We start from the raw sequence: 23,560 nt of genomic DNA on the forward strand, positions 1-23,560 counted from the left end.
CGCTGGCGACTGACAAAATAAGCGTACTCGCAGGAGACAACTATGAAGCGCCTCTATGCCGCCTTGCGCGTTGCCGCGCTGGGCCTGGCTGCCTTTGCTGCCGCCGCCGTACCGGCGTACTCGCACGCCGCGCCGCCGTGGCCAAGTCGCCCGATCACCGTGATCGTGCCGTTCCCGCCCGGACCCGTGGATGCCAATGTGCGCATCCTGACCACGAAGGTGTCGGCCATCCTGGGTCAGCCGCTGGTGCTGGAGAACCGTCCGGGCGCGGGTCAGCGAATCGGTGGCGCGGCGCTCGCACGCGCGCCGCGCGACGGCTACACCATCGGCGTCATCACGCAGGCCGGCGCAGTGGTTGCCCCCGTGCTGGACGCGACCGCCCAGTACGACGTCCGCAAGGATTTCACCTATCTGACGATGGGCTACGAGTCGCCGTTCATTGTCACGACGCCGGCGTCCAGCGGCATTCGGACCCTGCGCCAGCTGGTGGACCAGGCCAAGGCAAAGCCCGGTGCTTACAAGTTCGGATCGACCGGCGCCGGCACGGCCTTCCATATCTGGGGCGAGGCGTTCAACAGCACGGCAGGGATCAAGCTGCTGCATGTGCCCTACAAGGGCGAGTCTCCGCTGCTGCAGGACCTGGTCGGCGGGCAGGTCGACATGGCCTTCTCTTCGCCGACCGTGCGCAACCTGGTGGAGTCGGGCAAGCTGGTGGCGCTCGCCACTACAGGCGATACGCGCGCACCGCAGTTCCCCGACGTGCCTACCGTGCGTGAGCAGGGCGTGCCATTCAGCGCCGTGTCGTGGCTTGGCTTCGGTGCGCCGGCGGGAATCCCCGATGCGATACGCGACAGGCTCGTCGCGGCATTTCATGAAGCCATGCGCGATCCGCAGGTGCAAGCCACCTTCCTGGCCAACGGCCTGCAATTGCAACCGACTAGCCCGGAGCAATTCCGCCAGCAGGTGAACAGTGAGACGGCACGCCTGAAGAAGATGGTGACCTCGCTGGGCATCAGACTGGAGTAAGCGCTTTTGCCGGCGTTCCCGTGCCGGCCCTTCCATTCCCGCGGCCCTCACTGCGGCCCAGTCCGGAGCACACCATGAATCAACCCACCACGCTCGCCGGCGTCCATTCCGGCGGCGAGCTGGCTCACAGTCGTCTCAACGCCGAACACTACCGCGTGCTCGGCCTTTCCACGCTGGGCGGCGCGCTCGCGTTCTACGAGTTCATCATTTTCATCTTCCTTGCGCCGATGCTGAGCGCGGTGATGTTCCCGCCCGAGGTGCCGGCGTGGCTCAGCCAGCTCCAGACGCTGGGCATTTTCGCCGCCTGCTACCTGGTGCGGCCGCTTGGCGGGCTGGTGCTGTCCGTCCTAGGCGACAAGCTGGGCCGCAAGCGCATGTTCGGCGTGACGCTGATCCTGATGGCCGCGCCCACACTCTGCATCGGCCTGCTGCCAACCTATGCTCAGGCCGGCGCCGTGGTGCCGCTGTTGCTGCTGTTGTGCCGGCTGTGCCAGGGCATGGCCATGGGCGGTGAGTTCCCGACCGCCATCACCTTCATCGCCGAACACGTGCCGGAACGCCGGCTCGGCTTTTCGATCGGCACGCTCGGTGCGGCGTTCACGCTGGGCACCATCCTTGGCATCTTCGCAGTCATGGGAACGGGCGCCTTGTTCGACAAGTCGCAGATGGCCAGCGTGGGCTGGCGGCTGCCGTTCATCGCGGGCGGCGTGTTCGGGCTGATGTCGGCCTGGCTGCGCCGCCACGTCAAGGAGACGCCGGTCTTCGAGGAGATGCGCCGGCGCAAGGACGCTTCCGAGGTCATGCCCCTGCGCACGCTGTTCCGCCGCCAGCCGCGCGAAGTCCTGATCTGCCTGGCCGCCAGCGCCATGACGGCCGGCGTTTTGTCCGCGGCGCTGCTCTTTCCTGTGACGTACCTGCAGGTGGAACTAGGCTTCTCGCGCGAGGTGGTCCATCACGCACAATTGTGGATGACGCTCGCGCTCCTGGCGGGCACGCTCGTCGGCGGCGCGCTCTGCTGGACCGCTTCGGCTGGGTGCCGGTAATCACGCTGTTCGCGCTTGGCACGGCGGTCGGCATCTACTGGGCGTTTGCCGCGCCCGATCCCCAGACCTTGCGCTACGCCTGGGCCATGGTGGGCTTCGGCGCGGGTTCCAGCTGGATTCCGGAGTGACAGACTTGCTCCGTTCTACGCCGGAATCGCTCGTCTCGATCTTGTGGAAGCTCAAAGTAGCGAATGCCTTGTCAGGTGTCGCTGTGATGCGGTTGATGAGGTTGGACATCGATCCCTACGAGAGCCTTCCGCCGAAGAGGGGATTCGTCGATATCGTTCGGCTGAACGAAGCGCTGGGCTTACTGTTGCCGATCGCTATTTCCGCCAGCGGTAACCGGTTTATCCGCTAGCAATCACATCAAACTAACTGATTGATCCGTAACGGATTTCTCATCTGCTGTGACGTGGACCACCGTTGCTTGCAGACAACGCGTTTTGAGGCGCCGCATCCACTAATTCCGCCAGCGTAGGTCGCCGTTCAGTAAAGAGGAGGCCCTTCGGCTCGCAACGCAGCCGGGCTCGGAGATTCCCCCAGGTCATCTTGTGGCGCGGTGTCCGATGGACATTGTGCAGATTGATCACACGCTGGCCGATCTGATCCTGGTTGATGATGCGAGCCGACGCCCAATTGGCCGGCCATGGCTAAGCGTAGCCCTCGACGTTGGAGTGCGTGCGCCCGCTTATCCGCGAGCAATTGATCGCTGCGATGTTGCCGGCGGAGCGGGAAATGATTGTGGGCTGTGCCGCGCTGATTTGCCTTACTGGTTATTTTGCCCGGCACGAACGCAAGTACGGCGAGGGCGGCTATCGCATGCTGGTCGCGGAGGCTGGTCATCTTTCGCAGAACTTGATTCTGGCGGCTACCGCGCTGGGACTCAGCGCGCGACCGTTCGGCGGCGTCTTCGACGCGATTCTCAACGACGCGCTGGGGCTTAATTCATCGCAGGAGCAATTTCTGCTGACGGTAGCGCTGGGCCGTCGTGCTATACAGAACCCAACATGCTGAGCCGCCCAATCGTGACACATGGTCCGCAATGAATGACGCTTCGCTGGATGAAATCAACGTCCGGATTCTCGAAGAACTGCAGCGCGATGCGTGCTTGACCAATGTCGAACTGGCGAGCCGCGTGAACCTTTCCCCGTCGCCCTGCCTGGCGCGCGTCAGGTCGCTGGAGCAGCGCGGGCTGATCAAGCAGCGCGTGACGCTGCTCAGTCCCGCGAAGCTTGGCCTGAAGGTGAACGTCTTCATCCACGTCTCGCTGGAGCGACAGGGCCCGGGAAGGCCTGGACGCCTTCGAGCGCGCAGTGCGCGCCTTGCCCGCCGCGATGGAGTGCTATCTGATGTCAGGCGACGCCGACTACCTAATCCGCGCGCTGGTGGCTGATGTACAGGCTGTGGAGCGGTTGATTGTCGACGAGATCACGCGCATCCCGGGCGCCGCTAGCATCCGTACCAGTTTCGCGCTCAAGCAGGTAATGTACAGCACTGCGGTACCGCTGCGTCGCTAGCCACGGGGTGCTGTTACGCCGCAGCATCTCCTCGAGCCCGTGCCCACTGCGGGATCATCGGCCATGTGTCGCCGTGCACGTATCGACCTTCCCGCAGCCGTTATGACCGTGGCTCCGCGGATCTCTCTGCGCGCAGTTCCTTCGGCGCCGGACCATACTTCGAGGTGAAATCGCATCTGGCCATCCGCTCGATCATGAACTGTGTGAAGGCTCGGATCTTTGCGGGCTGAAGCGACTTGCTTTGGTACGCCAGGTTGATCGTGAGCATGGGCAACTCCCAGTCCTCGAACAAGGGGACCAGTCGGCCGTCCCGGATGTCGCGATCGACGATGTATTGCGGTTGGATCAGGATGCCCGCGCCGTTGACTGCCGCTGTTCGGATCACCTGTCCGTCATTGCACTCGAAGGCTCCTCGAATCGACAGACGCTGCTGCTCGGGACCGCGCGTCAAGTGCAGCTCTGATGCTGTCGTGGCCAACGTGTACAGAAGCAACTGATGGCGCGATAGGTCATCAACGGAAGACGGTGTGCCGTGATTCGCAAGATACGTCGGCGAAGCAGCTATCACCAGCCGGGTTTCCGTCAGGCGTCGGACGGTGATTCCGGAGTCCGGCTCAAACTGCCTGGTACGGATGGCGACGTCGATTCCTGCTTCGATGAAGCCAGGGTATTTGTTCTCGACCAGAAGCTTGACCTTCAGCCGCGGATAGGTGCCTGCAAATTCAGCAAGCGCTGGGGCTATGTGGTTAATCGCGAAGGAGACGGACGTCGTGACGCGCAGTTCGCCCATCGGCTCAGCCGACGCCTCGCTGATGGCCGCATCCCCTTCTTCAAGGGCGGCAACAGCCGCTTCGCAGTAGCGCAAGTATGTGTTGCCCGCCTCGGTGAGCCAGAGCCTGCGGGTCGTTCGCTCGATCAGGCGAATACCGGCGCGCCGCTCCATATCGCTTAGATAGCGACTTGCCGCCGCGTTCGAAAGCCCGAGGTCATCGGCCGCCTTGCTGATGCTGCCAAGGCGCGCGATACCCAGAAACAGTCGCGTTTGCGTCCACCTATCCATTTGTTGATTTTACCATTAGGTGGAAAAAAGATTCAATCCAAGGCGGGTTTTTCACTTCATTTTGCCAGCATAAACTCCAATCGCTTAGACAACTGAGACAAGCGAGAAGCGCATTCTTGCGATTTTCTCGATCGGCTTCGCGCGACCCTGCACCGCGCGAGCACAACAAGGACCTGCAATGACCACCTCTTCTTCCAATCGCTGCGCCGCAGCCTTGGCGCTCTTGTGCCTTTCTCTTTGCTTGAGCAATACGTTTGCGCAAACTTATCCAACCAAGCCGATCAAGGTTATTGTGCCGTTCCCTGCGGGCGGGCCCGTCGACCTGGTGGCCCGCCGCATTGGCGACACGCTGAGCAAGCGCCTGGGCCAGCCCGTTGTTGTTGACAATCGGCCTGGCGCGAGCGGGATCGTTGGCGCGTCGGCGTGCAAGTCGGCGGCCCCGGACGGCTACACCCTTTGTGTGTTCCTCAGCGACACGCTCGTCATCAATCCATCGATCTACAAGAAGATCTCGTACAGCGCCAAGGATTTCGCTCCGATCGGCGAGCTCGTCAAGGTTGACTCCGCTGTCGTGGTTTCCTCCTCGATCCCGGTGAAGTCGATGCAAGACCTCGTGAACTACGAGAAGAAGAACCCGGGCAAGCTCAACTGGGGACACTTCGGCACGGGCAGCTCTTCGCATCTGTTCATGACGCAGGTCAACGAAAAGCTCGGCACCCGCTTCGTGGACGTCCCCTATCAGGGTGGCGGCGCCACGGTGACGGCATTGATCTCCGACCAGATTCAGGTGTCGCTCCTGTCGTATGGCCTGGTTGGACAGCACATCAAGCTGGGCAAGGTCAGGGCGATTGCCGTGTTGGGCGACAAGGAATCGCCCAGCTTCACCAGTGTGCCGCTGCTAAAGAACCAGGGCGTTGGGTTTGCGAGGAGCGCATGGATCGGCGCTTTCGCACCCGCGGGCACGCCTGAAGCCATCACGCACAAGTTGAATACTGAGATCCAGGCAGCCCTGCGCGAGCAGGATCTCCGCAATTCGTTGAACGCCCAAGGCCTCGTCCCCACTGGCGCCAGCCCCGAGGACCTTGCAGCCCTCGTCAAGACGGAGTCCCGGGAATGGGCGTCCATCGCGCATGCCGCAAAGGTGAGCCTGGACTGAGACGTCCCATTCGTCTACTTCCATTCGTACAGAGAGAGAAATGAGCAAATCAGAAGTCATCGTTGCCGGGTGCGGCCCCGTCGGCCTGATCGTGGCACTCGGGCTGGGGCGTGCGGGCGTGCAGGTCACGATGGTAGAAGCAGAAGCCGAGCCATCAACCGCACCCCGGGCACTTGTCTACCACTGGGCTGTGATGAAAGGCTTGAACGAGTTGGGCATCCTGGGGAGTGTCATCTCGGCGGGCCTCGTCAAGCACGACTACAGCATGCGCGTCCACAAGACTGGAGAGACAGTACGCTGGTCGGTGCGTGCGCTGGAAGGCTTGGTTGAGTTTCCGTTCAACGTGCACCTGGGTCAGGATGTGTTGACCCGCATCGTGCTAGACCATATCCGTCGACTTCCGAACGTGCAGATCCGCTGGGGCACCCGAGTCGAGAAGATCGAGCGCAACGCCGACGACATCGTCATCGCTGTGGCCGGCCCGCAGGGAAGGGAAGTCATTACCGCGAACTGGATGGTCGCGGCAGACGGGGCCCGTAGCCCGATTCGCAATGCATTGGGCCTGTCTTTCGATGGGATGACCTGGCCGAAGGAAATGGTCGCTACCAATGTCGTCGCCGATCTTGATTCGCTCGGGATGGACCGTGCGACATTCGTGATCGATGAATCCTACGGTGCGATCATCGTGAAGATTGACTCGGGAAGCCGTTGGCGTGTTACCTATTGCGAGCAGTCGGGGCTGGACCCCGCTGGCATCGTCGATCGGATGCCCGAAATGTTTGCAAAGATCCTGCCCGGGCTCAGCGGCCGCTATGAGCTGCTTCAGTACTCGCCTTATCGGATGCATCAGCGCGTCGCCGAGAAATTTCGAGTCAACAGGGTGCTGTTCGCTGGTGACGCCGCGCATATCACTAATCCGGTCGGCGGCCTGGGTTTGACCGCGGGACTTTTCGACGCATTTGTCTTGCACGAGGCCTTGGCAGCTGTCGTTCAAGACCAGGCGCCCGAGCACATCCTGGACCAGTATGCCAGTGTACGGAAGGCCAACTTTGAGACCTACACGTCGCCGCAAGCGACGCTCAACAACAAGCTGCTCTTCTATACGGGTGAGGATCAACTTGAACAGGAAATGGTGAATGTTCGGCGTCTCGGGTCCGATCGCCAGGCCGTGCTCGTACGAACTCTCTTTGTCGGCAAGCTTGAAACGCCGTCGCTGGTGACAGGGCAGCGTCTCAATCCCCAGTTGGCCATCGCCTGACATGCGCTACTCCCCGCAAGCCCTTGTTGAGCGAAGCAATGGGCCGCTTTCCTTGGCAGCACACGGTGGCTTCTTTGCTGGGACGGAGTTGCGACGAGTCGACGGGAACACCTACGCAACAGGGCAGACGTACGTCGAGTACCTCATCCCGACGGAACTCACTCAACCTTGGCCAGTACTGATGATCCACGGCGGTGGCAGCCAAGGCCTTGACTTTCTGAGCACCCCGGACGGGCGGGAAGGCTGGGCGCATGCCTTCGCCCGGCGCGGCTTTGCCGTGTACGTCCTCGATCGTCCTGGCTGTGGCCGTGCAAGCCAGCATCCTGAGTTCGATGGGGGCTTCGCATTTCCCACGTCGGTCGAGCGCATTACAAGGTTGTTCTCCAACGTCTCAGCTGATCCTGCCTGGCCGGCAGCTGTCTTGCACTCTCAATGGCCTGGCACGGGTGATCTCAGCGATCCAGCCGTGACTCAGTTCGCGGCTCGCCTGGGATCTTCCAGCGGATCCATGGAATCCAGCCATGAGCATGCCGCGCGCATCGCGCGATCGCTGCTTTCCGAGATTGGCCCCGCGATCGTGCTGACGCACTCTCTTGGCGGTCCCTGGGGCTGGATCTTCGCTGATGCCAGTCCGACCCACATAAAGGCCGTGGTTGCGGTCGAGCCATTCGGTCCACCTTATGCGAGTCATGCTACAGGAGCGCTCACGTGGGGACTGACAGCGACCCCCCTTCAGTTCAGTCCACCGGTTGACATTCCTGAGCAGCTTCAGGCCGACTACAAGCGCGATACCCACTTGTCGCCGCACGAGTCGGAATCAAGATCTCTGGCCAAGCTCACCATGCCGATCCTGGTCGTGACCGCCGAGGCATCCTGGCAAGCGCACAACGGCGGAGAGGCGGCTCAGTTTCTGAGGCGGTTTGGTGCAGATGTTGACCATCTCTCGCTGGCGGATGCTGGTTTGCACGGGAACGGTCATGCGCCCATGATGGAGAAAAACAGTGCCGAAGTCGCTTCTGAACTGATGGCCTGGCTCTCGCGGCGCGACCTGGCGAGTAGCGAAGCGAAGGCGAGATATGAAGAGCCGCGGAGGTAAGCCCCGGAAGGTCGCCCGCCATGCGTCCCGCAACTCAAAGATGTGGAAGAATTCGTCAAACCACTTCCAAGCCATCCCATGCGATTCAGCATATCTCTCACTGAAATGTCGCTCTTTGTCGCGGTCTACGAGGAGCGCTCGATCACGGCCGCGGCAACGCGGGAGCATGCCACACAGTCTGGCGTGTCTCAACACATCCGGAAACTGGAAAGCAAGCTCGGTGTTGAGCTGCTTCTGGTAAGCAAGGAGGCATACTGCCCACTCCGGCTGGGGAAACGTAGGCGGATGTTCGCTCGTGCATCAAAGTGGACGACACAGTGCCTGGTATCAAGGAGGGTCGAGATGCGGGCATGTGGACCGTCGGCTTGACGCGGACCTTGGTGCGTTTCCGGCGTTGACCAATTGTGGCTGGCTTCTATTCCCCCGATGGACGAGCAGGCACAGTGCCGCCTTGCGCTGCTGACTCATATTGGTTTCCAAAGGCTCGAGGCACTTGAAACACCTATGGCGTGGGTGTCAGACCGAGATCAGCTCCTTCTGAATCCCGTCGACGTTTTCTCGCCGCGCTGGAAGCGGGATTGGCTGGATCCGCACAAGGCTGTCTGCCAAGTCCTTGGCCATAGGCTGAATACGCTCCTGCCATGCACGCTACGCATCTGCCGCAAACCTCACTGCGGTGCTCCGTGCGATCAGCAAGCGACAGCGCAATGGTAGTAAAAGCGTTGAGATCTCCAATTGGCGGAAATAGCGAAATGCAACACATGCGGCGGTCGATGCGGCCAAAGCGGCCAGGTACAGGGCCCGTCGTTTCCTCACATCAATTCCATCTCCTCTTGCATCAGGCGAACCAGTCATGTTCCCGCAGGCTTGCCGGCATTGGTTTGCGCTGGTCCCTTAGTGCATTTCCTTATACAGAAGTCATGACTCTTCGCGCAGTGCCTGAATGGTGAGCGCGGCGTCCATGGTTCGCTGCATGCCGATCCAGATCGTTTTGGCGCCGGGCTCACCATCGCTCTTGCGCCCAAGGAACCCACCCAGGGAAGCCACCAACCGAATCATCTGATTGAGTGTGACAGGTGTCTTCGGGCGGGCCTTCTTGGCGAGCACGTATGCCCCCCGAATTTCGTCGGCATCGAAGAACAGGGACGCATCCAGATCGGGGCAGGTTCTGCCCAACCGCATCAGGCGGGCAATGCGCCACGCCACCACCATATACAACGCCAAGGCCCTCTCCACACGATCCATGTGCGATAGCTGTAGCGCTTCGACCTTGCAGCCGGTCTTCAGGATATGGAAGAACATCTCCACTTCCCATCGGGCTCGGTCCCATCGGCCTGCACCGCCAGCATCAGGCAGGAACGCGCGGCCACGCCGTCCACCCGCACCGTGCACGCGCCGCAGACGCCGTGCTCGCAGCCGACGTGGGTGCCGGTGGCGCCGAGTTCATGGCGCAGGAAGTCGGACAGCAGCTCGCGAGGCGCGCACGAGGCGCTGAGTTCGGTGCCATTCAGGGTCACGGTGACACGGTGGCGCTCGTCACGCCGCATCACCGGGGGCGTACCCGAAGGTGCGCCGTGGGAGGGCTTGCTCATCTTGCCTCCTCGATTGCGCGCATGCTCAGTTGCCGCACGAGGTGGCGGCGGTACTGCGCGCTGACATGGGCGTCGTCCTGCGCGCCCAGCTTCCAGCTGAAATCGTTGATTGCCTCGGCCAGCGCCTTGCCCTGCAGGCGTGGCCAGGTCTCCAGCACCGGCCGGTCGGCGACGCCGCCCACGGCCAGCGCAATGGACTCGTCCGTGACGATGGCGGCGCACGCCAGCGCGAAGTCGCCATGCCGGGCGTGAAGAGTAATAAGAGCGCTACCTCAGAGACTGACAGGGGCTGAGCACAACGTCTATCAAATCAATAAGTTAGCGTTTCTTATGTGGGCGTCCGTACCAACATTGCGACGATTTTTCGAGTAGGAATCTTGGTACTCTCTGACTGCGCGAAGTAATGTTGAAACTCTCGCTCGTCGCTTGCTTCGTAGCATCATTACTACTGTGTCTGATGTCGACCCGGATCCCTCACGCCAGTACAGCCGTCCACTAGCCTTCGCCCGCAATGGATGGCGGCGGCGAATTGAGGTGTTCAGCCCAAAGCTTGGGCGTCGGCTGAGCCTCGGCAGCTATGACGCTTATCGGACCTGGCTGATGATCGAAGCCAATCCTGCAATGGAAACGTTCACAGAGCGTCCGGCCCGGGTCGGCGATGCCGGTAGCGCAGTGATTGATTTCTGGGTTCGATCCCGAGAAGCGACGGCCGGGGAGTTCTGGCTGATAGAGCGTCGTCGTGCGGAGGATGATAGCGAGCCAGAACCTGATGAACTCCTGGTTGAGACCAATACCTTGCATGGTCTCCATGTTCGCGTCATCCATCAATCTGAACTACAGACCTTGTCGGTGCCGATTGCCAACTGGTCGCGCATTGTCCCGTACCTCGTCAGCTACCGGCAATTCCGTGCCCCTGTGCTCGAGCAGGCCATCGTGGTCTACCTGAATCAACCGAGGGCGTTGGAGGCGATCCTTGAGCGCTTCCCCGAACACGACCCGGCGAGTGTGGAGGCCTCGCTTTTTGCCTTATTGGCATCCGGCCGCATAGTCAGTCCTGACTTGGTGGTAGCGGCATTGAGCGGAGCGACTTCCTTTCAAAGGGCATAGGGGGGTGTGCAAATGGCCGAGTCGTCTCGCCGAATCGATCCGAATGCAATTCGTTTGTCGGATTGGCCCCAACTGGACGACCGAGCTCTCAACGACGAAGCGCGGACGACGTTTAGACAGCGTCGCGACGCGATTGAGGCCTATACCAGCGGTAGCTCCCTTCTGCATATCTACAAGACTTGGGGCATTCACCGTTCCACGCTACACCGTTTGGTCCGTCGAGCACTGAGCGCACACCCGGACGGTCGCCTGTGGGGCTATCGCGCATTGGTGCCGCATGTCCACGTACAGGCCTATGAACGAAGCAAGGCGCCTCATGCGATTGCGCACGGCAAAGCGGGAAACGCAGGGGCCTTCGGACAGTTGCTGCAGCGTCACCATAATCTGGCCAAGCAGTTGCGCAAAGAGATCGAAACGAGAAAGGTCCATTTGCAGCCCGGTGAGAAAGGCCGTCTGGTTGGCCTCAAGGCAGTGATACAGCGCTTCCACCAGTCCTGCCGTGAGTTGGGCCTCGGCGCTGGCGACTATCCGCTGAACCAGCATGATAGAGCTGTTCGTTCCTTGGCCCGCACACTCAGGGGATGGTTGCAAGACGATTTCGATTTGGCTGCGCGCGCAGCCGGCCAAAGGATCAAGCCCGCATCGGCGCTGCGGCAGTTGCCTGAGCGGGGTAGCGCTGACGCGTTCGATACGGTCGAGTTTGACGCCCATAAGATGGACGTGCGCCTGAAGGTAATTGACAACGATCCACTAGGCGGCGAACAAAGCTATGAGATCGAGCGCGTATGGTTGCTGGCCATCATCGATGTTGCTACGCGCTGTCTTTTGGGCTACACGATTTCGTTCTCGCGCGAATGTAACCGCTTTGACGCCATCGAAACCTTCAAACGTGCCGTGACGCCGGCGAAGGTCCCCGAACTCACGCTGCCGGGCCTGCGCCTGCTGCCTACCGGTGGTCTCGCAGGCCTTGGAGCAAACTCGCTACGCCTGCTGGCGACAGATTCGGCTAGACAATGCGCGAGCGCACTTGGCGGCTACCAGCCTCGATGTCGTCTGCGAGGCGTTGGGTTGTGCGGCCGATTTCGGTCCGGCGTATCAGCCCGATGACCGACCATTCATCGAGCGCTACTTTGGCACGGTCACCGCAACACTTTCGCGGCGGCTCCCCGGGGCGATACGAGGAAAGGATGCAGCAAAGACCTTGCTGAAACGTCTGCGCGACCCGGACGACTCCCTGCGGTTACTCGTCACCACCCAGGAACTGGAGGAGCTGCTGCATGTGACGGTGTGGAACTACCACGGCACGCCTCACGCTGGCCTGGGTGGTCTCACCCCATTGGAGATGATGCACCGGCACGTGCTTGGCATCGGTCGCGACGCGATCCGATTGCGCCGGATCCCCAAGCCGCTACGGGAACATCCCGAACAGCTGCATGACCCGGTAATGTGCCGCGTCCATGGAAACCTCGGCCGCGGTGAACGACCGTACATTACCTTCTATCACGTCCGCTACACGAGCGAAAAGCTTTCCCGAAGCAGCGGCTTGATTGGCACGCGTCTGCGCATCCACTATGATCCGTCAGACTTGCGACGGCTGTGGGCCAGTACTGAAGACGGCCACATGTTGGGCAGTCTGGTCGCTAGCGGCAAGTGGCGCGACGAGCCGCATTCACTGCGGGTGCGCCAGCAGATCTTCAAGGCCAAGCGGGCGCGCGAGCTCGACTTCGGCCCAGGCGACAATCCCATCGAGGTCTTCCTTGCCCTCAGACGCAAGCAGGCCGCGAAGCGTAGGAGGGCAGCCAGCGATATCGCGCAGGTGCAGCGCGAGCGCCGGACAGCAAAGCCCCCTCCCACTGATTCCGCAAGTGAAACCGTGACACCCGAACAGCCGCCTTCGCCACTGGCCACGGGTCCCGTTAAAGGCAAGGCGTTGCACATTGCGCGGGGGTACTCCCGCTAATGATCGGGACGCGCTCGCGTAAATGGGCGCAGGCCGGGCCCGCCGATTGCCGGCCGTGAAGGGCGAGGAGGAACTGATCTCGCCGGCAAGGAGCAGGCATGAACGAGAAGACCACCACGGCCCCGAAAGGCGCACCGCGTGCACGTGTCAGCGCGACCCGAGTCCGCTCAGCCAGCCGCACGCCTCACGCAACGACGGTGAATCCGGCAGACCTGACGGTACACAATCACCCGCTCGCTCGCCGTCACTATCGGGTGGCGACGGCAGCGATCGAAGGTTTCGTCGACCTCGTCGAACACTGCGTGCGCGTATTGATCCCGGGCGCGCTAATCTACGCCCGTCCTCGTATGGGCAAGACTCACGCCATTGATTACTTAGCATTGCATCTTGGCAGGAATCGGGGTGACATTCTCGTGATGAGAATGTCCTGCGAATATCATCGCACCGACTACGAGGGGGCGTTCTTTAGTGCATTGTTGAGCGCCGCTGGCATCAGGGACCCACAACCCAGGTTCATTGCCGACAAGCGCTTCGCTTTGATGCGTCGGATTAACGAACAACTACAAATGCGCTCGGGTCACATTGTGGTGCTCTTTTGCGACGAAGCACAGCGACTGTCCAAGCACGCACTGGAATGGCTGCGCGACGTCCATGATCAGCTCGCCCACCACGGCGTGCGCCTGATCACCTTTCTGGTTGGGCAGCCGCAGCTGATGCAGCAGAAGGCGCAATTTCAGCTCTCCGGTGACGAGCAAATCGTCGCTCGCTTCATGATCGAGCAAATGCACTTCAGAGGCATTACAGGGGCCGTTGAAGCAGCAACCTGCCTGGCTAGTTACGACATGACGCGCTATCCAGAGGACACTGGGAGCACCTTCACGGCCTTTTTCTATCCCGACGCGTACGCTGCCGGCCTAAGACTGGAGCAATCGGCCGCAGCGCTGTGGAATGGCTTCGTGAACGCCCACACGGTCGCGCAACTGGCTGGGCCGATCGAACTGCATATGGATTACTTTAGTCGTGCCGTTGAGTCGGTGCTACTGAACGGTCCCCAGTGGGACAGTGCAGGATTGATACTAGATTCGGCGCATTGGGAGCGAGCCGTGTGGGAGTCCGGGTACGTCGCCGCGCAGCAGACCGTCCAACCGGAGGTATAGAACATGGTGTTGCCGATCCTTGTGCCGGACCTGACCGAGTCCACCCCAGCGAAGGCGTGGATACCACGACCGTCCAGTGATTCCGCCAAGTCGGTTGCTCCGCTCAACAAATCGCCTCGGATGCGTAGGACGACGGACATGAACATGGCAGTGAGAGCTGTCACGGAGCGAGAACGGGCGATTGTGAGGATCTTACGTCCGCTGGGGATTGGTCCCCTCTCGCGTGAGCGAGCTACGAAGGCTGGGGAATTGCTTGGGCTCCATTGTTCTTCTGTGTATCGCTTGCGGCGGCGCTTCCTCGCGAATCCTGTAGCGAGCGCGTTGATACCGCATAGCTCGGGACCCAAGGCGGGAGATCTTTGTTTGGCAGCGACGGTTGAGAATATCGTGAAAGAAGTGCTAACCGATTGGCTGCCACGCCAGCCTTATTTCACACATCCGCTTCTTGAGATCTGCGTCGAGATCCGGAAGCGATGCGCGGGGGCGAGTGTTTGTCCGCCCAGCAGAGCTACCATTTCGCGACGCTGGGCCGCCCATCGGAAGGCAGAGGCGGCGAGCAATGCCAGAGTCAAACCTCCGCCCAGCAAATCGTCTCGGGCGGGATTGAACATGACGGACACGAATGCAACGGAGCGCGAGCGGGCGATTGTGAGGGTCTTACATCCGCTGGGGAGGGGGCCTCTCTCGCGTCAGCAAGCCAAGAAGGCTGGCGAGTTGCTGGGAGTCCATAGGCGAGAAAATCGTGAGTGAGGTGCTTACCGATTGGCTGCCGCGACAGCATCATCTCACGTATCCGCTTCTCGAGCTCTGCGTAGAAATCCGGAAGCGATGCGCAGGGGCAAGTGTTAGTCCACCAAGCCGACCCACCATTTCGAGGCGTTGGGCCGCCCAACGGCAAGCGGAGGCCCAGAGCAGTGTGAGAGTCAGGGTACATCGGAGAGTACGACAGGAGGTATAGGCCATGGTCTTGCCGATCCTTGTGTTGGAGCTGTCTGAGCCCGACTCCGCGTACGTGCCGATACCGCGCAAACGGGAGGCAGCTTCCCAGCCAACGCCAACGAGTAAGCGAGATAAACTCATTCGTTACTGGCGCCAACTCCTGGCCCGCCGAGCGTCTATCGCCAGCGGCTGGCGCCATCAGGCCCGTGCCTCGAGCGACTGGACCTACGAGGCGATGGCTTGCGGCGATTCGAGTGCGTTGCTGCACGACAGCGAGCATTTGACCAGATTATTGCTGCGCCGGGCGTGGGCAAACGTGCCGCGTCGCCAACGGATAATGATTCGTCGCGCCGTTCGACGTTTCGATCCGAACAAGCCCAACATCAAGGTTGCTGCCGCTCAAGTCAATGCTGTGGCGTGGTTGCTCGCAGCGATGCACTGGAACGGCTGTCGGCATCCCAACGCGCTGTGGTGCAAACCTCTGCATCCCCTGACCGGAGTGGTGCGTTGGCTCAGCGGCTTTGACGTTGTCGAACAGCATGAGCATTCGCGAGAGCTCCTCATGATGCTGGCGGAAAGGGTAGTGCGGGTCGAACGGCAAAGCCGCCAGCTCGTTGCTGCGATGAAGGCCGAACGGCAAGTTGTCGCGTTGCTGCCTGAACTCCTGCAGTGACGATTCTTAGTCGTGAGCGAAGAAATGAGCGCTTCCCGCGTCGCGGAGCAACATTCCTACGTAAACGTACCGCGATTACTACAGTTCACGATTACCGGCGCCGTCGAAGCAGCAACCTGCCCGGCTAGTTACGATCTGACTCGCTATCCAGAGGACACCGGGAGCTCCTTCACTGCCTTCTTCTATCCCGACGCGTACGCCGCCGGCTTAAGACTGGAGCAATCGGCCGCGGCGCTGTGGAACGGCTTCGTGAACGCCCACGCGGTCGCGCAACTGGCTGGACCGGTGGACCTGCCCATGGACTATTTCACCCGTGCCGTCGAGTCGGTGCTACTGAACGGGCCCCAGTGGGACAGTGCCGGATTGGTACTAGATTCCGCGCATTGGGAGCGAGCAGTGCGGGAGTCCGGGTACGTTGCCGCGCAACAGACCGTACGACTGGAGGTAGTGACCATGGTCTTGCCAATTCTTGTGCCGGAGCTGACCGAGCCCACTCCAGCGAACGTGCGGATGCCGCGCTCGTCCACTGATCCCGCCAACCCGGTTCCTCCGCTCAGTAAATTGCCTCGGGGGCGTAAGACCACGGTCTTGAACACGAGGATTGTAACGAAGCGCGAGCGGGCGATTGTGAGGGTCTTACGTCCGCTTGGGACGGCTTCTCTCACGCGTAAACAAGCTGAGAATGCTGGCGAATTGCTTGGAATTCATTGGGCTACGGTTTATCACTTGCGCCGGCGCTTCCTCGCGGATCCTGTGGCGAGCGCGTTGATACCTTATGACCGAGGTCCAAAAGTGGGAAGTTTGCGTCTAGCAGAGGCTGTCGAGCAAATCGTAAGTGATGTCCTGACCGATTGGCTGCCGCGACAGCGTCATCTCGCTCATCCGCTTCTCGAGCTCTGCGTCGAAATCCGGACGCGGTGCGCAGGGGCAAGTGTTCGTCCGCCTAGCAGATCTACCATTTCGCGACGCTGGGCGGCCCGTCGGAAAGAGGCCGCGAGCAGTGCAAGAGTCCGGGTACGCCGCGCAACAGACCGTACGACTGGAGGTAGTGACCATGGTCTTGCCGATCCTTGTGCTGGAGCTGTCCGAGCCCGCCCGCGCGTACGTGCGGATACCACGCAAACGGCGCGCGGCAGCTTTTCAGCCGCTGCCAACGAATGAGCGCGATAAACTCATCCGCCACTGGCGCCAGCTCCTGGGCCTCCCGGCGCCAATCGCCAACAACGGGCGCGGTCAGGCCCTTGCTGCGCCGGAAGGTTTCGTCTTCGGCGACTTCCCAGCGGACGGTCAGCGGGCCCTGCAGCGGCGTGGTGCCCTGGGCATCGGCCCGGGGCGTGCCCGGGATGGTGCCATCGAGCCGGCGCGTCCACAGCACGAAGCCGTCGGCCGCCGGTCGCCACGCCCAGCGCGAACAGGTCGCGCTCGCGCAGCGTGGCCGTCCTGGCCCAGCCGGGCTGGTGCGTGGCAAGTCCGGCAGATGCTGCCAGCTTCAGGAAGGCTCTTCGTTGCATGTCAGTTCCGTGGCGGCGGCGAAATGAATTCGGCTGGATGGTGGCGGCATCATATCGCCCATTTGACAATGCCTTACAGGCTCTGCCGGCGAAAGGGAAGGGAATAACAGGCTACGTGCTTGTTTCCCTTCCCTTGCTGTTGGCTCAGGATTTCCTCCATTGACAAGCCGGCATTCAACCGCAGGACCAGGTATCCCGGGGCTGCGGGGATTCCGCGCGGGGACTGGTCCTATCGAAATCAGAGAACTGGACCTATCGAGCCCAGAACCACGTCGCATATAAGACCAAGGACGGCGACGATTGGCGCACGGCAGACGCCAGGCGACAAGAAGATCCACCCGACCGTAGCACAGTCAGAGACATCCCCCGCCGCCTTGCAAGCCGGCGGCACTTTGAGCCTTGCTTTACCGGCGCTTTATGCCGGCATCCTGCAGTGAAGGGAGAACCGATGTTGACGTGTTTCAAGTTCTTGGTGCGCACTGGTGCACATTTCGGCAGCGCTGCATTGCTGTTGTCAGGCGCCGCCCAGGCGCAAAGCCCCGAGGTCGTCCGCGGCGGCAATCTCAATGTCCTGTCGGTTTCCGCCATCAATTCGCTGAACCCGGCGATCCAGTCAGGCGTGGCCACCGGCGTGCCGGCGGCGCAGCTGTTCGCCAGCCTGCTGCAGGCCGACGCGAAATGGCAGTTCAAGCCCTACCTGGCCGATAGCTGGAGCGTGTCCGCGGACGGACTGAGCTATACCTTCAAGCTCAACAAGGACGCGAGGTTCCATGACGGCAAGCCCGTCACCTCGGCCGACGTCGCGTTCTCCGCCGAGACCGTCAAGGCCAACCACCCCTTCGGCCCGGCCATGCTGGCCGCGCTGGACAAGGTGGAGACGCCCGACGCCCACACCGCGGTATTCAGGCTCAGGCAGCCCAGCCCGGCGCTGCTGCTGGCGTGCTCCACGCCCGCGCTGATGCCGATCCTGCCCAGGCACGTGTATGGCGAAGGGCCGATCCGGCAGAACCCGAAGAACAACGCCCCGGTCGGGTCCGGTCCCTTCCGCTTCGTCGAATACAAGCCGGGCGAGTACCTCACGCTCGCGCGCTTCGACGGCTACTTCCGCAAGGGCAAGCCCTACCTGGACAAGATCACCTACAACATCGTGCCGGACCGGGCCGCGGCGGCTCTCGCCATGCAGCGCGGCGACATCCACTATGTCGCCTTCGCCCCCTTCCGCATCGCGGACGTGGACCGGCTGGCGGCGGACCCGAAGCTGACCGTCTCCCGCAGCGGCTATGAGGGCGTGGGCTCGCTGAACTGGCTGGCCTTCAATACGCGCGAGGGCCCGCTGGCCAATGTCAAGGTGCGCCAGGCCATTTCCTATGCCATCGACCGCGACTTCATCTCGCAGAAGCTGCAGCGCGGCCGCTCGCAGCCGGCGTCGGGGCCGATCCATCCGGCCAGCCCTTTCTATAGCAAGACGCTGGAGCCGTACAAGGTCGATCTGGCACGCGCCAACAAGCTGCTGGACGAGGCCGGCTACCCCAGGAAGCCGGACGGCACGCGCTTCCCGCTGCGGCTGGACTTCCTGCCGGGTGCGCCAGACACCTCGCAACTGGTGGCGGAGTACCTGCGCCCGCAACTGGCCAAGGTCGGCATCCAGGCGCAGCTGCGTCCCTCGCCGGATTTCCCGACCTGGTCGCAGCGCATCGCCAGCTGGGATTTCGACATGACCACGGACTCCGTCTTCAACTGGGGGGACCCCGTGATCGGCGTGGCCCGCACTTATCTGTCCAGCAATATCAAGAAAGGCGTGATCTGGTCCAACACCCAGGGCTATGCCAACGCCGACGTGGACAAGCTCCTGACCGAAGCCGCGGCCGAGACCGATCCCGCCAAGCGGGCCGCGCTCTACGAGCGCTTCCAGAAGATCGTCAACAGCGAGCTGCCTGTGGCCTGGCTGAACACTGCGCCGGTCAGCACGGTGGCCAGCAAGCAGCTGCGCGGCCTGCCGAACGGCATCTGGGGCGCTTTCACACCGTTCGACGAGGTGTACTGGGCGAAGTAAGCCTGCCGTGCAGGGCAAGGGGCGGGCATGCCGCGCCAGCGGCGCCACCGCCCCTGCCGGACCAATCACGCAGTCCCTCAACTTACTGGGCCGTTCCATATGCATACCCTGCTCTACCTGTCGCGCCGCATCGGCGCCGGCGCCCTGATGGTGCTGGCCGTGGTGGTGCTCAACTTCCTGCTGCTGTCGGCTGCGCCCGGCGACGTCGCAGACGTGATCGCGGCGCAGTCCGGCGGCGCCACCGCCGAGCAGATGGCCGCGCTGCGCACCCAGATGGGGCTTGATGTCGGGCTGCCGCAGCGCCTGCAGGCCTACGTCGGCAATGTGATGGCCGGGCGCCTGGGCGACTCGTTGTTCTTCCACCAGCCGGTGACCACGCTGATCTTCGAGCGCGTGCCCAACACCCTGATGCTGGTGCTGCCGGCACTGCTGCTGGCCGTGGTGATCGGCACGCTGCTGGGGGCGGTATCGGCGCACCGCCCGCGCGGCGCCGTCAGCGGCATGGTGACCTTCCTATCGCTGGCGGGTTTTGCCGCGCCCGTGTTCTGGAGCGGCATGATGCTGCTGATCGCCTTTGCCTACTGGCTGCCGATCTTTCCCGCCTCGGGCATGTACACCATGGGCCAGCGCGCCGAGGGCTGGGCGCTGGCCGCCGACGTGCTGCACCACCTGGTGCTGCCGGTGGTGTCGCTGTCGCTGATCTACCTGGCCCAGTACAGCCGCCAGGCACGGGCCACCATGCTCGACGTGCTGGGCGCCGACTATATCCGCACCGCGCGCGCCAAGGGCATGAGCGAGCGGGTGGTGGTCTACCGGCATGCGCTGAAGAACACGCTGTTGCCCATCGTCACCCTGGCCGGCCTGCAGTTTTCGCATGCGCTGGCCGGCGCGGTCCTGGTCGAGACCGTATTCAACTGGCCCGGGCTGGGCCGGCTGGCCACCGACGCGGTGCTCAACCGCGACTACCCGCTGATGCTGGGCATCCTGCTGATGTCCAGCCTGCTGGTGGTGGTGGCCAACATCCTCACGGATTATCTGTACAGCCTGCTCGATCCACGTATTCGCACCGGAGACTGAGATGAACACCGGATGGAAGCTGTTCCTGCACAACCGCGGCGCAGTGCTTGGCGCGCTGGTGCTGTTGCTGATTGCGCTGGCGGGGCTGATCGGCCCGGCCCTCTACCCCGTCAATCCCCAGGACGTGGTGGCCGCGCCGCTGTCGCCGCCGGCGGCGGAAGCGCCTCTGGGCGCAGATTATCTCGGCCGCGACGTGCTGGCGGGTCTGCTGCACGGCGCCGGCATCACGCTGGCGATCGGCCTGGCCGCGACTGCGGCGACGCTGGTGATCGGCGTGCTGGTCGGCGCGCTGGCCGGCTACCACCGCGGCTGGGTCGACAACGTGCTGATGCGCCTCACCGAGTTCTTCCAGGTGCTGCCGCCCATCCTGCTGGCCATGGTGCTGGTGGCGGTGTTCGGCGCCAGGATCGGCACGGTGATCCTGGTGATCGGCCTGGTCAGCTGGCCGCCGCTGGCCCGGCTTACCCGCGCTGAATTCCTCAAGCTGCGCGAGCGCGAGTTCGTGCGCGCCGAACGTGCCATTGGTACTGGCGGCGGCAACATCATCTTCCGCGTGATCCTGCCCAATGCCTCGCCGCCGCTGATCGTGGCGCTGGCGCTGAACGTCGGGGTCGCCATCCTGTTCGAGTCCGGCCTGGCCTTCATTGGGCTGTCCGACCCGGACATCACCAGTTGGGGCTACATGATCGGCAGTTCGCGCGACCAGATCTTCGAAGCCTGGTGGTCGGTGGTGTTCCCGGGCATGGCGATCTTCTGCACCGTGCTGGCCATCTGCCTCGTGGGGGACGGCCTCAACGATGCACTCAATCCGAAACTGCGCCAGCGATAAAAGGAGAGCGCATGCCGCTGCTAGAAGTCGAAGGGCTGTGCGTGGACTTCCGCACCGCCAAGGGTTCCGTCCGCGTGCTGGACGATGTCAGTTTCCACCTCGAGGCCGGCGAAGTGCTGGGGATCGTGGGGGAATCGGGTTGCGGCAAGAGCATGACCAGCTTGTCGCTGCTGCAACTGGTGCCGCCGCCGGGCCGCATCAGCGGCGGTGCGATCCGCTACGGCGGCCAGGACCTGCTGGCGCATTCCGCCGCGCGCATGCGCGACGTGCGCGGGCGGGACATCGGCATGATCTTCCAGGAACCGATGACCGCGCTCAACCCGGTCTTCACCGTGGGCCAGCAGATCGTCGAGACCATCGTGCGCCACCGGAGCCTGGGCGCCCGCGCTGCCCGGGCCGAAGCGGTGGCCTTGCTGGACGCGGTCAAGATCCCGGAGCCGGCCCGTCGCATCGACCAGTATGCGCACGAGCTGTCGGGCGGCATGCGCCAGCGCGCCATGATTGCCATGGCGCTGGCGGGCCAGCCCAAGGTGCTGATCGCCGACGAGCCGACCACCGCGCTGGACGTGACCGTGCAGGCGCAGATCTTCGACCTGCTGCGCGACGTGCGGCGCCAACTCGGCACCGCCATCATCCTGATTACGCACAATATGGGCGCCATCGCCGAGCTGGCCGACCGCGTCATGGTGATGTACGCCGGCCGCAAGATCGAGGAGGGAGCTGTCGAGACGGTGCTGGCCCAGCCGTCCCATCCATACACGCGCGGCCTGCTGGATTGCGTGCTCCATGTGGATGCCGCCAAGGCCGTGCATGACGCCACGCCAGCGCCGCTGCCGGAAATTCCCGGCGTGGTGCCGGCGCTGGACCAGCTCGGTGCCGCCTGCGCTTTCGCGCCGCGCTGTACACGGGCGGCAAGCCGCTGCGGCAGCCGCCCGCCGCTGTTCGACAACGGCGGCCACCTGGCCGCCTGCTGGCTGCGCGAATCCGCCGATGCCGCGCCGGCCGCCATGTACGGGGAGGGTTGAACCATGTCATTGCCATCCAGCCAGGACGTCCTGCTCGACGTGCGCGACCTGCGCGTGCACTACAGCCTGCGCCGTCCGAATCCCTTCGCGCCCGCGCCCAAGGTCTATGCCGTGGACGGCATCAGCTTCCAGGTCCGGCGCGGCAGCGCCTTCGGCATCGTCGGCGAGTCGGGCTGCGGCAAGTCCACCACCGCGATGGCCCTGATGCAGCTGATCCAGGCTACCGACGGCCATGCCTCGCTCGACGGCATCGACTTGCTGGGTGCGCGCGGCACGGCGCAGGCACAGATGCGCCGCCAGGTCCAGATGATCTTCCAGGACCCGTATTCCTCGCTCGATCCGCGGCAGCGGGTGGAAGCCATCATTGCCAAGCCGATGCGCCAGTTGACCGGCATGGATGCGGCGCAGATCGCCGCCAGGGTCGATGAACTGATGGGACTGGTGGGCCTGCGCCCGGACCAGAAGCAGTTGTTTCCGCACCAGTTCTCGGGCGGGCAGCGGCAGCGCATCGGCATCGCGCGGGCCCTGGCGGTGAATCCGTCCCTGGTGGTCTGCGACGAGCCGGTTTCCGCGCTGGACGTGGCGATCCAGGCGCAGGTAATCAACCTGCTGGCACGCATCCAGCGCGAGCGCAACCTGACCTACGTCTTCATCTCGCATGACCTGGCGGTGGTGCAGCACCTGTGCAACGAGGTGGCGGTGATGTACCTGGGCCGCATCGTCGAGCGCGGCAGCCGCGCCCGCTTGTTTGGCGCGCCGCTGCATCCGTATACGCATGCGCTGATGTCGGCCGAGCCGGCCAGGAACCCGGCGCAGCGGGCCAGCCCTTCCCGCATCCGGCTCGACGGTGATCCACCCAGCCCGCTGAACCCACCCGCCGGCTGCCATTTCCATACGCGCTGCCCGGTCGCCGAGGCCCGCTGCCGCATCGAGGCGCCCGCCCTGCGCCAGTTCGGCGCCGACCATGCCGTGGCTTGCCACCGCGTGGAACTGGTCCAGGGGCTGCCACGCTCGCCAATGAGCGGCAGCGCAGCGGCAGGCCGGATAGCGCTGGTCGCTGCCTGAGCGCGCACGGCTTTGGCTTTGGCGACTTCCTTTCGCAATCGCTTTCAAACCAGGATCCGGCAACCCGGATCCACTCGGAGACCTGATATGAGCCAATCGCCCGTCACCGTTTACGCGGCGCGCAAGATCCTCACTATGAACCCCATGCAGCCGGTTGCCACCCATGTCGCTGTGCGCGACGGGCGCATCCTCGGCGTGGGGCGTGCCGAAGACCTGGCCGGCTGGGGCGCGGCGACACTGGATACCCGCTTTGCCGACAAGGTGCTGATGCCGGGCCTGATCGAAGGGCACTCGCATCTGCTCGAGGGCGGCATGTGGCAGTTCGTCTATGTCGGCTACTACGACCGGCGTGGCCCCGATGGGCGTTTGTGGCCCGGTCTCAAGAGCTTCGATGCGGTGGTGGCGGGGGGGGGGGG

At 63.1% G+C, this 23,560-nt stretch carries 20 protein-coding genes and 7 pseudogenes; 22 read left to right on the forward strand and 5 right to left on the reverse strand.

Annotation, left to right across the window (positions count from 1 at the left end; genetic code table 11):
• Nucleotides 1–42: 42 nt before the first annotated feature.
• From AC3WRR_RS01400 to AC3WRR_RS01425, 6 genes and pseudogenes are all read left to right on the forward strand, one after another.
• Nucleotides 43–1,026 carry a Bug family tripartite tricarboxylate transporter substrate binding protein gene (locus AC3WRR_RS01400; RefSeq protein WP_492295853.1) on the forward strand — a complete coding sequence of 328 codons (984 nt, stop codon included), beginning with the start codon at nt 43–45 and terminating at the stop codon, nt 1,024–1,026.
• A 74-nt stretch (nt 1,027–1,100) separates the two neighbouring features.
• Nucleotides 1,101–2,069, forward strand: coding sequence for an MFS transporter (locus AC3WRR_RS01405; RefSeq protein ID WP_492295855.1), 969 nt, complete (start codon nt 1,101–1,103; stop codon nt 2,067–2,069).
• Nucleotides 2,060–2,197, forward strand: a complete 138-nt coding sequence (locus tag AC3WRR_RS01410) for a hypothetical protein (protein ID WP_492295856.1) — start codon at nt 2,060–2,062, stop codon at nt 2,195–2,197. The genes AC3WRR_RS01405 and AC3WRR_RS01410 overlap by 10 nt, the downstream gene beginning before the upstream one ends.
• A gap of 5 nt (nt 2,198–2,202) precedes the next feature.
• Entirely contained in the window at nt 2,203–2,427 is a 225-nt protein-coding gene (locus AC3WRR_RS01415; protein ID WP_492295858.1) for a hypothetical protein, read from the forward strand.
• A 320-nt stretch (nt 2,428–2,747) separates the two neighbouring features.
• Entirely contained in the window at nt 2,748–3,083 is a 336-nt protein-coding gene (locus tag AC3WRR_RS01420; protein WP_492295859.1) for a nitroreductase family protein, read from the forward strand.
• Nucleotides 3,084–3,111: 28 nt separating this feature from the next.
• Nucleotides 3,112–3,586: pseudogene (locus AC3WRR_RS01425) on the forward strand (Lrp/AsnC family transcriptional regulator).
• A 100-nt stretch (nt 3,587–3,686) separates the two neighbouring features.
• Here AC3WRR_RS01425 and AC3WRR_RS01430 read toward each other — a convergent pair.
• A complete protein-coding gene (locus tag AC3WRR_RS01430) occupies nt 3,687–4,646 on the reverse strand; it encodes a LysR family transcriptional regulator (protein WP_492295861.1) in 960 nt (319 codons plus the stop codon).
• Nucleotides 4,647–4,824: 178 nt separating this feature from the next.
• Here AC3WRR_RS01430 and AC3WRR_RS01435 point away from each other — a divergent pair, with 178 nt between their 5' ends.
• The 5 genes and pseudogenes from AC3WRR_RS01435 to AC3WRR_RS01455 all read left to right on the forward strand — a co-directional run.
• Nucleotides 4,825–5,802: a Bug family tripartite tricarboxylate transporter substrate binding protein gene (locus tag AC3WRR_RS01435; protein ID WP_492295863.1), complete on the forward strand. Its 978-nt coding sequence runs from the start codon at nt 4,825–4,827 to the stop codon at nt 5,800–5,802.
• A 40-nt stretch (nt 5,803–5,842) separates the two neighbouring features.
• Nucleotides 5,843–7,060: an FAD-dependent oxidoreductase gene (locus AC3WRR_RS01440; protein WP_492295865.1), complete on the forward strand. Its 1,218-nt coding sequence runs from the start codon at nt 5,843–5,845 to the stop codon at nt 7,058–7,060.
• A gap of 1 nt (nt 7,061) precedes the next feature.
• Complete coding sequence (locus tag AC3WRR_RS01445; RefSeq protein ID WP_492295867.1) at nt 7,062–8,156, forward strand: alpha/beta fold hydrolase; 1,095 nt, start codon at nt 7,062–7,064, stop codon at nt 8,154–8,156.
• Nucleotides 8,157–8,261: 105 nt separating this feature from the next.
• Nucleotides 8,262–8,333, forward strand: a pseudogene (locus tag AC3WRR_RS01450) (hypothetical protein); the annotation flags it as partial.
• Between the two features lie 107 nt (nt 8,334–8,440).
• A pseudogene (locus AC3WRR_RS01455) lies at nt 8,441–8,527 on the forward strand (phosphonoacetaldehyde hydrolase); the annotation flags it as partial.
• 547 nt (nt 8,528–9,074) lie between these two features.
• Here the strand turns inward: AC3WRR_RS01455 and AC3WRR_RS01460 are convergent.
• From AC3WRR_RS01460 to AC3WRR_RS01470, 3 pseudogenes are all read right to left on the reverse strand, one after another.
• Nucleotides 9,075–9,485 (reverse strand): annotated as a pseudogene (locus AC3WRR_RS01460) (IS4 family transposase); the annotation flags it as partial.
• Nucleotides 9,470–9,748 (reverse strand): annotated as a pseudogene (locus tag AC3WRR_RS01465) ((2Fe-2S)-binding protein); the annotation flags it as partial. The pseudogenes AC3WRR_RS01460 and AC3WRR_RS01465, both read right to left, overlap by 16 nt.
• Nucleotides 9,745–9,996 (reverse strand): annotated as a pseudogene (locus AC3WRR_RS01470) (FAD binding domain-containing protein); the annotation flags it as partial. The pseudogenes AC3WRR_RS01470 and AC3WRR_RS01465, both read right to left, overlap by 4 nt.
• 352 nt (nt 9,997–10,348) lie before the next feature.
• On the opposite strand from AC3WRR_RS01470, the gene AC3WRR_RS01475 reads away from it, so the two are divergent.
• The 5 genes from AC3WRR_RS01475 (at nt 10,349) to AC3WRR_RS01495 (ending at nt 15,584) form a co-directional block, all read left to right on the forward strand.
• Nucleotides 10,349–10,855: a hypothetical protein gene (locus AC3WRR_RS01475; protein WP_492295869.1), complete on the forward strand. Its 507-nt coding sequence runs from the start codon at nt 10,349–10,351 to the stop codon at nt 10,853–10,855.
• Nucleotides 10,856–10,867: 12 nt separating this feature from the next.
• A complete protein-coding gene (locus tag AC3WRR_RS01480; RefSeq protein WP_492295871.1) occupies nt 10,868–11,962 on the forward strand; it encodes a hypothetical protein in 1,095 nt (364 codons plus the stop codon).
• A 94-nt stretch (nt 11,963–12,056) separates the two neighbouring features.
• Nucleotides 12,057–12,815, forward strand: coding sequence for a hypothetical protein (locus AC3WRR_RS01485; protein ID WP_492295873.1), 759 nt, complete (start codon nt 12,057–12,059; stop codon nt 12,813–12,815).
• Nucleotides 12,816–12,913: 98 nt separating this feature from the next.
• The gene (locus AC3WRR_RS01490; RefSeq protein ID WP_492295875.1) at nt 12,914–13,972 is read left to right on the forward strand and encodes an AAA family ATPase; all 1,059 of its coding nucleotides are present in this window, start codon (nt 12,914–12,916) and stop codon (nt 13,970–13,972) included.
• Nucleotides 13,973–14,933: 961 nt separating this feature from the next.
• On the forward strand, nt 14,934–15,584 hold the full coding sequence (locus AC3WRR_RS01495; RefSeq protein WP_492295877.1) for a hypothetical protein: 651 nt from the start codon (nt 14,934–14,936) through the stop codon (nt 15,582–15,584).
• Between the two features lie 952 nt (nt 15,585–16,536).
• Here the strand turns inward: AC3WRR_RS01495 and AC3WRR_RS01500 are convergent.
• Complete coding sequence (locus tag AC3WRR_RS01500) at nt 16,537–16,959, reverse strand: hypothetical protein (RefSeq protein ID WP_492295879.1); 423 nt, start codon at nt 16,957–16,959, stop codon at nt 16,537–16,539.
• A gap of 584 nt (nt 16,960–17,543) precedes the next feature.
• Here AC3WRR_RS01500 and AC3WRR_RS01505 point away from each other — a divergent pair.
• The 6 genes and pseudogenes from AC3WRR_RS01505 to AC3WRR_RS01530 all read left to right on the forward strand — a co-directional run.
• Entirely contained in the window at nt 17,544–19,148 is a 1,605-nt protein-coding gene (locus AC3WRR_RS01505; protein WP_492295881.1) for an ABC transporter substrate-binding protein, read from the forward strand.
• 99 nt (nt 19,149–19,247) lie between these two features.
• Complete coding sequence (locus tag AC3WRR_RS01510; RefSeq protein ID WP_492295882.1) at nt 19,248–20,225, forward strand: ABC transporter permease; 978 nt, start codon at nt 19,248–19,250, stop codon at nt 20,223–20,225.
• Between the two features lies 1 nt (nt 20,226).
• The gene (locus AC3WRR_RS01515; RefSeq protein ID WP_492295884.1) at nt 20,227–21,054 is read left to right on the forward strand and encodes an ABC transporter permease; all 828 of its coding nucleotides are present in this window, start codon (nt 20,227–20,229) and stop codon (nt 21,052–21,054) included.
• 11 nt (nt 21,055–21,065) lie between these two features.
• Nucleotides 21,066–22,079 (forward strand): ABC transporter ATP-binding protein, encoded by a 1,014-nt coding sequence (locus tag AC3WRR_RS01520; protein ID WP_492295886.1) that lies wholly within the window; start codon nt 21,066–21,068, stop codon nt 22,077–22,079.
• A 3-nt stretch (nt 22,080–22,082) separates the two neighbouring features.
• Nucleotides 22,083–23,144 (forward strand): ABC transporter ATP-binding protein, encoded by a 1,062-nt coding sequence (locus tag AC3WRR_RS01525; protein WP_492295888.1) that lies wholly within the window; start codon nt 22,083–22,085, stop codon nt 23,142–23,144.
• Between the two features lie 87 nt (nt 23,145–23,231).
• Nucleotides 23,232–23,560, forward strand: a pseudogene (locus AC3WRR_RS01530) (amidohydrolase); the annotation flags it as partial.

Source organism: Cupriavidus sp. FW305-3-2-15-C-LB2 (assembly GCF_058787575.1).